Source organism: Streptococcus koreensis (assembly GCF_003627135.1).
Lineage (GTDB): Bacteria > Bacillota > Bacilli > Lactobacillales > Streptococcaceae > Streptococcus > Streptococcus ilei.
In genome coordinates this window covers 1,440,584-1,453,596 of record NZ_CP032620.1, presented here as the reverse complement: position 1 = coordinate 1,453,596, position 13,013 = coordinate 1,440,584, and the positions used below count along the sequence as shown (strand labels likewise).

Here is a 13,013-nt window from a genome sequence, read left to right as displayed (position 1 = left end):
CTGTCCAGCTCTTTAATGAATAATGAATCCTATTTAATCTTATGTTTGTTCATCTTTTCTTCAAAGACTTCCGTCATGATGACACGCAATTCTTCCCGTTCTTTTTCAGGAAGGTCTCCTTGGCGTTTGGCCACGGCATAGAGTTCAGGATAGCGCATAGCCACACGTTCGATCGTCTTTGTTGTCGCATGCCCTCTGACAAAGAAAGGAATACGCTTGACCCATTCTTGCGGTACAAGAGCAAGCAACTTCTTCGCCGCTTCTTTATCAGAAATCTCAGCTGTACTCAAACCTTGGTTGATCTGTTCTTGTTCTTTTTCTGTAAAATCTTTTAATTCCATATAAATCACCTTACTCTACTAATTTCTTTACCCAAGGACACATTATACACCTATGTAGGGGAAAAGTACAACTAAAGGAACCGAAAAATAGAGCTAAGGCAAGTCATCCCTCACTCTATCTCTTCATCGTTAAATCTTATGAAGTATATTGATTTCCGAATTACTGTGGTGCATCTTCCTTTTACTTTAAATAATAGTTACTTGCCTCAGTTAGTTTTTTATAATAATGATCGTAACTCTTACTTAATTGTCTAATCAGGGGAATAGCTACTTCATAGTAGTGATGGTCCATTAAAAATGTTTTCAGTTGATCTTGTATAGTTTTCATTGAACTTGTTTTGAAATCATCACTGTTCAAATAGCGATCATAAATAGTAATTGTGTCCTTATGCTCATTATGCCACTTTTCATAACTTTCTACCGCAGCTATCTTAGCTTCATTAACCTCTTTTAAGGTCTTTAAATAAATACTAGAACTATTGTCTAATCCAACAAATCTATTTTGGCATGTTCTATAGCATACTCAGCTTCTTCTTGAGTGAATTTTTTATTCTCAACAAGTATTTCTAATAACTTTTCTTTCGAAATCTTGCCACTGTTTACATAAGATTCCGCTTCTTTCACAGCATTCTCCTTCCAATCGAAATTTACTTGTTCTACAGCATAGTCAGCCTCTTTTTGAGTAAATAGTGCAACATTTATCAGTTGCTCAACTAACTTTTCTTTTGAATAACGATACTTTTGAAGTGATTTTGCTGCTAAAACAGCCTGCTCTCTCCAGTCTATATTAAGCTTATATACAGCGTACTGGTTAGCGCCTTCTGAATAATTATAAATCTTTATTTTATTTTTGATAGCCTGCATCGAAATAGGAGAATCCGCTGACAGATTTTTAGCTGTTTCATATGCCCTTTTAAATTCTTTTTCTACTAAAGTTGGAGAAAAAAGTTTTTTAACAAGCAAATTAAATAATAATTCGAAATTATCATTATATTCATCAATTGGATTAGAGTATTTTTCTACAGGATAAGTTACTTTTTTCCATGAATAACTCGAATGCTTATGAGCATTCTCATAAGCTCTATCATAACTATTTAACATAAGAGCTACAACTACTACCATCAATACAAAAATCGAAACAAACATCCAAAAAATAAATTTCAAAAATTCTTTCATAATGAATACCTTTACTTGTTTGTAGTCAAATTAATTTGTTATTTTGTTCTTAATAAAGCAATATTGTAAACTCAACGATCTCATTTATACAGATACTTCCTAACTATGTGTATTTTTTCTTTTAGGACAGAATAGACAATCTGTATCCTAGTCACCTTTTAGTTGCACTTGCGTATGGGCTAGCAGGTCTCCAAGATGCCTCTTATCTTTCCTAAACAGCGTCATTGCTAGTAAGGAAACTGCTAGTAAAGTCGCCGAAATAGAGAGGATAATGGATAATCCATCAAAATTACTATAGAAGCCATGAATTGTGCCCATATGACCGAGTTGCCAAGGTAAAAATTTAATGGTGTTTCTGATCAAGCTAGCTTGTACTGTTTTTTTCTGGTAGACCAGTTCAAGTCCTGCTTTTACCTTCCCAAAACTCCCATTTTTTGCATAATCCAAGTATGTGAAAAGGAGTGTGATTGGTAAAATAGAGGTAAAAAATACGAGCCACTGCGACTGAATTTCTGTAAACTCTGGGACACCATTAAAAAAAATAATGTAAATAAGCATCGAAACTATAAACAGAAAAACTAAATAAGTTAGAATGAAAAGATAATCGAATAGAAATTCTATCATTCTTTTTTTAACCGAAATAGGATTGATTGCTAACATCTTCATCACCGTCTCCCCCTTTCTCATCTCCATTATAATATAAGGGTACGAATAAAGAAACTATTTATAAAAAAAGACTGCAATCTAGCAATTGCAGTCTTCAAACCTACTTATCTTCTCTATAAATAACAAAGCCATTTGGCTGAATGATCAATCGACCATCGGATATATTCACAAGACTGATCAGATTTGCCTGTCCTCTTTCTAAGACAACGTCTTTCTTTGAGTGGTTAAAGTAGGCTTTGAGAATATCACCTTCATATTGCCATTCCACTGCCACCACATCTGGCTCCACTTCTTCCAGACTCACTTTACCATACTGAATCATGCCCGCTACTTCTTTTCGGAGCTGGATCAAGTCCTTCATAAAGTTTAGCATGTCATTGTCAGCTGCCACGCGCTCCCATGGCATGACACGGCGGCAATCTGGGTCTGGACCACCGATGAGAGCTAGCTCTGTTCCATAGTAGATACAAGGCGTACCGCGTTGCAAATAGAGGAAAGCGAGAGCAGACTTAACAGACTGGAGATCACCTTTGGCCGTCGTCAGGATGCGCTCTGTATCATGCGAGTCCAAGAGATTAAACATAACCTCAGAGATCTGCTGCCTGTAGTACATAGACTGGCTATTGATCTCCCAAATGAAGCGCTGTGTCTCCTTATGTCCTCGCAGGAAATAATCCTTGATACTTTCAGAGAGCGGGTAATTCATAACGGCATGGAACTCATCGCCATTGAGCCAAGGTTGGGACGAATGCCAGATTTCTCCGAGGATATAGAGGTCCGGTTTCTTGGCCAAGACTGCTTTACGGAAATCGCGCCAGAATTGATGGTCGATTTCATTCGCCACATCCAAACGCCAAGCATCGATATCAAACTCTTCAATCCAGTATGTCGCCACCTTCAAGAGATAGGCCTTCACCTCTGGATTAGCCGTATTGAGCTTGGGCATATAGCCCGCAAAGGCAAACGCATGGTAAGACAAGTCGCGACTATTCCACAAATTATCAGTCTCTACCGGGAATTCCTTGATGTGGAACCAGTCCTTGTATATCGAACTCTCCCCGTGTTTGAGCACATCCTGCCATTGAGGTGAATCATAGCCAATATGGTTAAAGACGGCATCCAGCATGATCTTCATCCCACGCGCGTGGGCCTCTTTCACTAGCTGTCGGAAGGTCTCCTTATCACCAAAATGTCGATCAATTTCAAAATAATCAATGGTATCGTACTTGTGACTGCTCGGAGATTCAAAAATCGGGCAAAGGTAGAGCCCTGTAATCCCTAACTCCTGCAAGTAATCTAAGTGATCGATAATCCCTTGTAAATCTCCACCAAAGAAATCCAATATTTTAGGAGCAATTGATGCATCCCAAGGGCGAACGCCTTCCGGAGAAAGGGCTGGATTCCCATTGGCAAAGCGTTCTGGGAAGATTTGGTACCAAACCGTCTGCGCCGCCCAATCTGGAACAGCACAACCATCAATCTCATGGATAAAAGGAAGCTTAAATCCGTTCATGACGAATTCAAGGTTCTCCTTGTTATAGGAAGCCACACCTCGATCTCCGTACAAGACCTTCTGTCCTTTTGTATCTTCTAATTCAAAGAGGTACTGGATCCGAGCATGGCCAACAGATACCGACACTTGCCAGTAATCAAATAGGTCGTCTGTCGTCACTTTATCCATTTCCTTGGATGCCTCATAAAGACCCTCTATAAAAATAAAAGGATCCCCATAGTGCAAGACAATCCGTTTGATATCTTCTTTCTTGGTCCGGATGCGAATGTGGAGCTGGCCGTCCTTATAAAGATAGGCGTACTCCGATTCAGGCCGATGATAAATAGCTGTTAATTCCATCTGTCTAGTCTCCTACTTTTATTTCTTTTCTCATCATTTATCAATTTATGCAAACGATTACACAAAATCATTTATTAGTATACAACTTTATGAAAAGGTTTGCAAGATATTAGAGGAGATCATTCATAACTTCTAACTTTTTTAAGATTGTATTGCACATAAAAAGCCCAACGATTGGGCTTAAAGATTTTTGTTGAAGCAATGACTTTACCTTATAAGCATCACTTTATACTGTTTCCTACTAAAATATACTACAGTTCTATATTTCTGTTAATAGTTTATTGAACAGTTGTTCGAGCTTACTAGTATCTCCATAAACTGTTCCATCCATATATAAGTGATAGATATCATCATCTAAACCAATTGAAATTTCACATTCATAACCTTTCATCAAAGCTAAAGAACGGATAACTTCTCGTTGAGTACGACCATTTCCTTCTCGAAATGGGTGAAAATAATTTAGATTATCTAATATCTCAGCTAAACTTTTACAAATCTCAATTTTATTATTTGCGTTAAGTAAATAGTTTGAAAGCAAAGTATTTAAAAATTTTTCTGCCATATCAAAAGACTGAACTGGCATAAAAGCATTTCCACTTTTAGAGATATTTACTTGACGGTATTGACCTGCCCAAGTATACATTCCTTCAAAAAGAAACTTATGAATCTTTAAAATATCTGAAACAGTATTTACTTCAATTGGATTAATAAACAGTTTTAAACTTTGACTTGCTACTAAACGATATTCTAATTCTCGTGCTTTATTATCATTTTTCTCATTAAATTTATTTATGAGAACAGATGAATGGGGATAGGTGTACAAATTATCAGGGTCTATATAATCATACCCATCATATATTTTTCTGACCATTATCCAACTCCTAATGCAACTGCCTCTTCTCTCAGTCGCTCCACGTCTTCTACCGTGGGATGCCATCCTTCAATCATATTGGTGCTCAGAGCAAACCAGACGCTCTTAAAAACCTTTTTGTTGTCAAAAACCACACCCATAATCATCATTTTTTCTTTATCTACATCTAAGGTCATATTCTACCTCCGTCCTATTATTATAGCATATTTTCAATCATTTTAGTTCTCCTATTTAGTACTTACCCTACAACAAAAAGCCCAGCAATTGGGCTTTCTTATTATCAAAATAACTGATCCTCATTCCTTACTTGTATGCCTCTTTCCGAGACTTAGTGCTTGCTCTTCTGACATCTGAACAACCTTAGAAAAATTAGTATTGCGAGGCATGTTGTCTAAAGAATACCAATAAACATCCGCACTCCCATTTCTTGCCACATATACTACTGGAGCCAATTGACGACTTGGTTCTGTAGGCTCCACAGGTTGAACTGGCTGAGCTGGCTCTACTGATTGACTCGGTTGAGGAGCTTGACTTGGTTGGGTCTCTACAGGAGGACTGGCAGGTTGTGCTTGACTACTTGGCTCAGTCGGAACCAGTGATGGAGTTGCTGTTCCTTTTACATAATCAATCGTTGCATTCTTAGAGTAGTTGTCCAAGGTAACAGTGGTAATCCCATAAGCATCTACAGATTCTTTTGGACTTCCTAGGTTTATACGGAGTAGATTTCCTTCTTGATCAATCCCAACATACTGCAAGATGACTTGTCTCGGAATTAATTCATCACCCTCATAAACCGGGGTCACCTTGTAGTCTAACCAATAATGAGGGTGAGTCGCCAACCAACTATCCAAGCGCTTTTCATAGTAGAGCATCCCCTCATTATTACTATCAGCAGTGCCACTATAATTTCCACTATTGGTCCAGGCAGTTAAGGGAACTAAATTTTTCCCTTCATTAGACAAGCCACTAAATTGATAGCCGACCAGATGCCCTCTATGGAACAACCAGGCCTTCTTCCCTTTGTTTCCATAGGACAGCTTATAATTATGCCAGCCTACTGGATTGTAGGTAAGCCGTGGCTCTCTTTTCTGCTTTGGTTCATCCTTGTCTTGTAACTGTATATGTGCTGAAGTTGCACGACCTAAATGATCAAACTCACCTAGAACGAGCTGCTTGCTACCAGTAAAAGGTAACAGGTTAAGACTTTGGTAATCGAGTCCAGTTTGCTGAGCTTGAACCCCATGAACAAAGATTAAGGACATGAAAACCGCGACTATCCCAACGATGACATTTTTAAAAAAACCTTTTATAACCATAATAAACTCCCGCATTACTATCTAGTATTATTATAGCAGAAAAAAGCGGTTACAAACATAGAAATTCGGTTTAGATTTCAATTTTTAGTTTGATTAAATAAAACAATGGATCCTCTTTAGTAAGTTTTTACAACCAGTCCACATCAACACCAGCATCATCAAAAATTGCTTTGACTTTGTCGAAAGCACTGGAAAGGAAGGGAAATTAAAAAAATAATCAGCTTATTGGATTTAAACATGAATGTTCCTACTTGTTATTTGATTATGATTAGATCAATTGGACAGATTTTTCTATAGTATAAATTTAATGACCAATAAAAATAACATAGCAGTCAGTTTTACAACTTACTACTTTTCATATGATAATTTACAAATGTCTTTCCAGCCACTCGATCTTTTTAAAATCCTTATTGTCATTGTGATCATTTCGATAGGAGTCTTGAGAAGAAGCTTTGTAAATACTTAGATACTGCTCCATACTTGGAAGACGAAAAGTGATTCCTTCAATGTGAATAAGATCTATATCCGATTCCGAAACTCCTGCAAAATCAGGTAAGGAATCGATACTTCCAAATTCAACACTCACTCGATCCTTTTGGAATTCATGCTCATGAATATCTATTAAGACGTAGCCTAAGTCTTTCATCACTTTCATTATCTTGTCCCAGTCATAAATTCTGAGATGATCAGGTGCTTCCCAACCTCTAGGGTCACCAGGCACATGAATGTCAATGTCAGACGGCCCCCAATTTTCTTTCGTTCTAAACTCCAATCCCAAAGAACCCATCAGTGTCGGTATAATTCCGACTCGATTTAAATGGAAACAAATGGTTTTAAATTCTTCAAATAAGAGACTCATGTTTACTCTAAACCTTTCATCTAAATGTTCGTTTACACTTTAGTTACCTAAATCAAGATTTAGATAATGAAAACTAGTCAATTTTCTCAATAATATTTCCAAGTTTATCTAATACAAGACAGGAATGATCATTTAGTGGAATTATGGGAACATTAACGAGTTCTTCAGCTTTATCCCTATTAGCTTTATCATTCCATGAATCGTAATGGACACTAATTAAAAACTGATTAAAGAGTCCTAATCCATCTTTTATCTTTATCTGATGATCTGAATTATCATTTGGTGAGACATAGACTTTTTCTCCTAATAATAGGGCTCCTGCAGAAAATCCTATAATTTTCGCCTCTTTTTTAAGCATATGATCGATATATTTTTTGAACTCCTGATTGACATAAGTAGCTATATATTTTTCCGTATTTCCACCACCGATAATAATTAGATCAGCATCTAGATAGCTATCAAAATCAATCTGCTCAGTGTCCAGGAGCAGGTAATCAACGTTTAGATTAGGAAAATGACTTTGAAAAACTTCCGTGTACTTTTTCATGTACGGTTCCCAATTTTCTCGATAAACTGTAAAAATGACAATTCTTTCGATCTTCCTTGATGAAACAATTTTATTAACAATCGTATGGTTCTTTATCGGCGGATTTCCACCTATCAAAAAAATTTGTTCGTCCAATCTTTCACACTTTCTAAAGATACATAAATTTTGACCACGTTCTGAAATTATAATTTTTTCTTAAAACATAATATTCTTTTTATTGACTGACTAAAGACGAACCAGAAATGCTACACACTCAACTGAATAAAAAATTTTATGTATTAAACCAAACTGACAAATCATCATCAGAAACAAAATACTTCCAAGCAACTGTAAATCCATAGAGTTCTTTATATTCTTCAAGCCATTCTGCATAATATGGAACTCCAACGGGTGTTTCAGAGACTTCCTGTTCTAATTAAGAATATGGATGAGCCACAATACCTAGATCAATATTATCTACTTGCCAATTATAACCCTCTTTATGTTCACCACCTAAATTATCTATTAATCTAGCACTCCTTAAATCAATATCTGAGCAGATTGTCAATGATTTAAACTTTTCAAAATGAGGATTGAGAGGTTTTATGTAATAAGAAGCCTCCACATAGTATTTATCATCATTATTTGGATAATGTGAACCAATGGAAATTTTTATGGGGGATCCATTAAGTTCTAACCAAAAGTTTCCGATTGGTGTTTTTAGGATATCATAAGCTTGTTTAGAATTTATCGCGTCTTTAGCTTTTGATAAATCACAGATAATTCCTTCACGTATTAAACTGTTTTTGGTTTCTATTATTTTTTCGTTTATAGTAGATAGTTTTCGTTCTACTTTTTTTATTTTTTCAAGAGGAAATGGCGGTTTATTTGCTTGTCTTTTATAAACTTCAGTAACTTGTGCTTCTTTTAGTTGAGATCTGTTCCCAACAGGAACTTCAATCCAATCAAATTTCTCTATTGACTCATCAGGACAATAGTACACATATTCTTTATCATTTGGAAAGAATCGAACATTACAAAAATTCAATTCTTTACATGGTTTCCATAACAACTCTGGTTCTAGGGGTCTTCTTTTAAAATAATGTGTTTCGTCTCTATCCCAATAATCTTTATACATCCATATATTACAATAGGGGCAAAAATACTCATCATAATCGTCCAAATAACATTGATTAGCACCACATGTCTTACATATAGAATCTTCATCAATAAAACCCTCAAGTTCAACACCATTGACATACAGAGCATAATCATCTTCTGGTTCATAAACAGTTATCTCAACGGAATGTGGCAAACAACTCAACCAATCATCAAGTGGAAAAGAATAGATACTATAAATAGTAACTTCATCCCACCTCTCTTTTAGTGATTTACCATCATAAATCTTTGCTTCAAAAAGTTCATCAGCAGTCTAAAATCTTCTACCATCAGGTAAGTCACATAGACCCGCCCAATAGGGCAAGGGATCATTTTCTGAATAACCAATATACCGAAACTCTGTTATAGGATCACTTTCAAACGAGAAGCAAGTTTCGTCTATATTCTTTCCAGCCTTAAATTCCTGAAGTAAATAATCTATATGTAATCTTTGAATATCATTCCCAATTGAAGTTTTAGAGCTATAAGGAATACCCAATTTAAAATCAGTTACCTTAAATGAAAAATAGCCATCTAAAAGATGAAAATGAAGGTAATTGTCTTCAAGGTATAGAGCATGAAGCCACCATTTAGATAATCCACCCATATCTTTCATGAGGAAATCACTAACACCTTCACACTTTAAATCCCAAACTAGTGAGGAAGAGTTTGTAAAATCACTTGAGGTTCTATCCTCTTCAATTGTTAGATATAAAAATTGCTGGTCACTATTAAAACTGAAAGAGCTTATGATACAGTCAGTAAAATTATTTACCTTTTTTAAATAATCCGAAAGTTCATTTACTTCTGTTAAATAATGTATTCGTTTAGTCCACATTATCTTCTCCATTTTATTAAACTAGTAATAGGGGGGGACATTTATTCCCATTAACTTATTATCTTTGGTAACAAAAACATCCCCAGAGTGTTTATGGAAATAGAATTCATCTCAAATAAGTTATCAAACCTAGTAGACGATATGAGTGGTCACTTTGATACTTCCCCACTAAACAAGAAAATGCCTTACCTACAAGGCTTTTCTTAACCCCTTTCGTTACAAGGTTTCTAGGCTTTTACCAGCAAAGCTACACACTCCACGTGGTGCTGAGAGCTTTCTTCTATACTAATAGACGAAAGGGTGTGAAAATGATTTTTAAATGATACTGTGGAACGGAACAGTAGCCCTAGTATTGACTACTGTCGTTTCTATTCATATTGGCTATTCTAGGACTGAGATGAAAAAATCTATAAATGCTCAGAATAAAATTGAACCCGCAAATCTCCCCAAAACAATGGTGAGTCATGTACTTGTATTATTCCGAAAAAATACACCTCTGGTGCAGTGAGACAAATTGGTGTATCTTATAGTGGCTTCGTAGATGAAAGCTATACTCTACTATCACTCTTTGATGATGTAGAACAAATTGAAAAAGATAATAGACTTCAGACAGCTATTAATGTTGTCAGAGAACAGTTTGGTTTTTTAGCCATACAAAAAGGAACCGTCCTAACTGAAGGTTCCAGAAATATTGAACGCAGTAAACTTATCGGTGGTCATTCCGCGGGTGGATTGGAGGGATTAAAATGAAACAAGAAAAAAATACAGTACAATTTTCAGAAATCCGTAGCAAAGGATGTAATGATATTGAAATGCTTGAAAGATTTTTACATGGAATCGTTGAAACAGCAACTTCAAAACTTCGTCAGAGAAAACTCAAAACAACTGAAATATCGATACGACTAGTACATGCTAAATCTGAAAACCGATTACCATTGGAATTTACATTTAGCATTAAGCCAACAAGCTCATCTGTGATAATCTATACTGAGGTAATCAATCGCTTTAAAGAATGTTACACAGGTGGGGGAATTCAAGGTTTTACGATTCAATTTGATAAAAATACCCTTGCCTCTGCATAGAAAGGATTTGATATGATTGACCGTTCATATTTACCATTTCAATCAGCAAGAGAGTACCAGGATACAAAGATGCAAAAATGGATGGGCTTTTTCCTATCTGAACATGCATCAGCACTCTCTGATGATACAAACAAAGTAACGTACATGTCTGACTTATCACTAGAGAAGAAATTATTACTCCTCAGTCAAGTATACGCCGGGCAGCTACGCACACGCATTCAAGTGATTGAAAAAAACAAGCGTGTTTCCTACACTGGAACAATACCAAGTCTGACCAAAGATTTCATTTTGATAAAAACTACAACAGGTCACATCAATTTGAAATTAAAAGACATTATTAGTATTGAACTTGTCGAGGAGGTGCTCTATGAATCAGCTTGAGTTTCAGCGTAATCACCTACAAATGGACTATTATAGCGAGAGCTACCAAGATTTTGAACGTGACTTCTACCGCTACTCTAACATGAATATTCCATTGACCTTCCTAACTGATGATATCCTAAAAACAATGGCGACTTCACGTAAGAATTACTTTGTCCTCAATAAGGAAAAGTCCAGAGATAACCGCGATCACTTCTTCATATTTGAAGTAAGTACCGTAGATGAGAATCCGCTAATCTATCATTATACATATAAGAAAACTACAATATATTTAGCAGAAAAATAGGAGCAGTTCAATTGACTGTTCCTATTTTTAATATTCATAAAATCTAAAGTCTTTATACTCTTTAACAATGGAGTCGCCAACCAGAACAGACTATACTGACCAGCGACTACCTTAAATTTAATGTTTCAGATTTATTTTCTTATCTCTAATTTCATAAACTACATCTGCTACATTTTCGAGTAATCGTTTATCGTGGGTGATAAACACGATAGTTCCGGTGTACTCCTTCATTAGTATTTCCAAAGCCTCTAAACTTGGTATGTCAAGGAAGTTACTGGGTTCATCCATTATTAGGATGTTATATCTACCCATGAGCATTTTAGCAAGCAACAATTTTATAATTTCTCCACCGCTTAAAACAGATAAACTTTTTCCAATATCGTTCTGTTTGAACCCCATAGATGCTAGCACTGAACGAATTTCTGATATATTGTAGTCACAATCCTTCTGCATAAACTCCATAACATTCTGATTACTGTTGTACTTGTAACCATTCTGTGCAAAGTAACCTATTTTTGCCTTAGGCGAAATAGAAATTCCTTCTTCATGGTTTAAGATCATTTGGATTAAAGTTGTTTTTCCGATTCCATTACCACCAGTTAACGCCACTTTTGCTCCTAACGGAATTTGAAAAGATGCATTTTCAAACAGAGCCTTATCCCCAAATACTTTATTAATTTCTGCACCGACTATAGGGTATGGATTATGGAGCTCCAATGCTTTACTTTGCCTGAAACGAATTCTGCGAATGCCTTCCGGAGCTTCTACTTTTCCTAAGGCCGCAATCCTGTGCTCTAGGGTTTTAGCAGCATTATACATCTTTTTTTCCTTACTTCCTATTGATTTTTGATGAGCTAAACGCCCTCCGTCTTCAGTACTTTTTTTCTTTGAAGAACCTTTTGCCTTCTGTTCTATTTTACGAGCCTGTTTTCGCTTTTCCTCCGCAGCCCTTTCCAATCGGGCACGTTCCGCAATAAATTGTTCGTATTCTGCAGCTTGGCTCTTACGTTCTTCCTCTTTCTGACGAAGATAATCAGAATAGTTTCCCCAATACTCAGTGATTTTGCCATCTTTCAGTTCCCATATTTTATCTACTATTTCATCAAGAAAATAGCGGTCATGGCTAATAACTAACAGTGCACCTGTAAAATATTTTAGCTGTCCTATTAGAAAATCAATTCCTTCACGGTCTAAATGGCTCGTAGGTTCATCCGCTAAAATACCATGAACCTGTGCCGATAAGGCCTGTGCTATTTTAAGCCTTGTTTCTTCACCACCGCTCATAGTCTGTATATTTAATTGCTCAACACCTAGCTTGCCTACAAGTGCAAAATCTTTTTCCTCCTGCAGAGTTACTTCGTCCAACTGGGGAATATAGGCAAGTTCACCCAGACGATTCATTTTACATCCTGGGGGAGTTAATTCTCCTAAAAGTACCCTGAGTAAAGTGCTTTTTCCAGCACCATTTGCTCCTACTAAACCAATACGGTCATAATCATATACTTCTAATTCATTTATATCTAAAACATCGCGTCCTTTGAATTCCACACGAATGTCTTTTGCTTTTAATATTAATTCCATAACATTTCCTCCTGTCTATAATCGCATGCTTTCATTTGCTTGTATGCAGGGAAAACCCTGCGATTTTAGCAGGAAGAGTT

General features: G+C 36.2%; 16 protein-coding genes. 4 read left to right on the top strand and 12 right to left on the bottom strand.

What is annotated here, in order from left to right:
- Positions 1-29: 29 nt before the first annotated feature.
- From D7D50_RS07280 to D7D50_RS07230, 11 genes are all read right to left on the bottom strand, one after another.
- The gene (locus D7D50_RS07280) at positions 30-341 is read right to left on the bottom strand and encodes a hypothetical protein (protein WP_117744347.1); all 312 of its coding nucleotides are present in this window, start codon (positions 339-341) and stop codon (positions 30-32) included.
- Positions 342-824: 483 nt separating this feature from the next.
- Positions 825-1,517: an Ltp family lipoprotein gene (locus D7D50_RS07270; protein ID WP_117744348.1), complete on the bottom strand. Its 693-nt coding sequence runs from the start codon at positions 1,515-1,517 to the stop codon at positions 825-827.
- A 147-nt stretch (positions 1,518-1,664) separates the two neighbouring features.
- On the bottom strand, positions 1,665-2,204 hold the full coding sequence (locus D7D50_RS07265; protein ID WP_120701866.1) for an RDD family protein: 540 nt from the start codon (positions 2,202-2,204) through the stop codon (positions 1,665-1,667).
- Positions 2,205-2,283: 79 nt separating this feature from the next.
- On the bottom strand, positions 2,284-4,035 hold the full coding sequence (locus D7D50_RS07260) for a glycoside hydrolase family 13 protein (RefSeq protein WP_120701865.1): 1,752 nt from the start codon (positions 4,033-4,035) through the stop codon (positions 2,284-2,286).
- A gap of 259 nt (positions 4,036-4,294) precedes the next feature.
- The gene (locus tag D7D50_RS07255; RefSeq protein ID WP_023023568.1) at positions 4,295-4,906 is read right to left on the bottom strand and encodes a Fic/DOC family protein; all 612 of its coding nucleotides are present in this window, start codon (positions 4,904-4,906) and stop codon (positions 4,295-4,297) included.
- Complete coding sequence (locus D7D50_RS10165) at positions 4,906-5,082, bottom strand: hypothetical protein (protein WP_023023570.1); 177 nt, start codon at positions 5,080-5,082, stop codon at positions 4,906-4,908. Before D7D50_RS10165 ends, D7D50_RS07255 begins: the two co-directional genes overlap by 1 nt.
- Positions 5,083-5,202: 120 nt before the next feature.
- Positions 5,203-6,222, bottom strand: coding sequence for a DNA/RNA non-specific endonuclease (locus D7D50_RS07250; RefSeq protein WP_120701864.1), 1,020 nt, complete (start codon positions 6,220-6,222; stop codon positions 5,203-5,205).
- 367 nt (positions 6,223-6,589) lie between these two features.
- The gene (locus D7D50_RS07245; protein WP_023023574.1) at positions 6,590-7,081 is read right to left on the bottom strand and encodes a phosphoribosylanthranilate isomerase; all 492 of its coding nucleotides are present in this window, start codon (positions 7,079-7,081) and stop codon (positions 6,590-6,592) included.
- A gap of 73 nt (positions 7,082-7,154) precedes the next feature.
- Complete coding sequence (locus tag D7D50_RS07240) at positions 7,155-7,763, bottom strand: Type 1 glutamine amidotransferase-like domain-containing protein (RefSeq protein WP_120701863.1); 609 nt, start codon at positions 7,761-7,763, stop codon at positions 7,155-7,157.
- Positions 7,764-8,043: 280 nt separating this feature from the next.
- Entirely contained in the window at positions 8,044-8,922 is an 879-nt protein-coding gene (locus tag D7D50_RS07235; RefSeq protein ID WP_120701862.1) for a hypothetical protein, read from the bottom strand.
- 117 nt (positions 8,923-9,039) lie between these two features.
- Entirely contained in the window at positions 9,040-9,603 is a 564-nt protein-coding gene (locus D7D50_RS07230; protein WP_120701861.1) for a hypothetical protein, read from the bottom strand.
- A gap of 504 nt (positions 9,604-10,107) precedes the next feature.
- Between D7D50_RS07230 and D7D50_RS07215 the strand changes: the two genes are divergently transcribed.
- Genes D7D50_RS07215 through D7D50_RS07200 form a run of 4 tightly spaced genes read left to right on the top strand, consistent with a single transcriptional unit; the run spans position 10,108 to position 11,352 of the window.
- Positions 10,108-10,353 (top strand): hypothetical protein, encoded by a 246-nt coding sequence (locus tag D7D50_RS07215; RefSeq protein ID WP_120701860.1) that lies wholly within the window; start codon positions 10,108-10,110, stop codon positions 10,351-10,353.
- Positions 10,350-10,685 (top strand): DinB/UmuC family translesion DNA polymerase, encoded by a 336-nt coding sequence (locus D7D50_RS07210; protein ID WP_000806926.1) that lies wholly within the window; start codon positions 10,350-10,352, stop codon positions 10,683-10,685. The genes D7D50_RS07215 and D7D50_RS07210 overlap by 4 nt, the downstream gene beginning before the upstream one ends.
- Positions 10,686-10,697: 12 nt before the next feature.
- Complete coding sequence (locus D7D50_RS07205; protein WP_000567222.1) at positions 10,698-11,066, top strand: hypothetical protein; 369 nt, start codon at positions 10,698-10,700, stop codon at positions 11,064-11,066.
- The gene (locus D7D50_RS07200; RefSeq protein WP_001072467.1) at positions 11,053-11,352 is read left to right on the top strand and encodes a DUF5960 family protein; all 300 of its coding nucleotides are present in this window, start codon (positions 11,053-11,055) and stop codon (positions 11,350-11,352) included. The genes D7D50_RS07205 and D7D50_RS07200 overlap by 14 nt, the downstream gene beginning before the upstream one ends.
- 117 nt (positions 11,353-11,469) lie before the next feature.
- On the opposite strand, the gene msr(D) is transcribed toward D7D50_RS07200, so the two are convergent.
- Complete coding sequence (gene msr(D) / locus D7D50_RS07195; protein ID WP_000420313.1) at positions 11,470-12,933, bottom strand: ABC-F type ribosomal protection protein Msr(D); 1,464 nt, start codon at positions 12,931-12,933, stop codon at positions 11,470-11,472.
- Positions 12,934-13,013 lie beyond the last annotated feature (80 nt).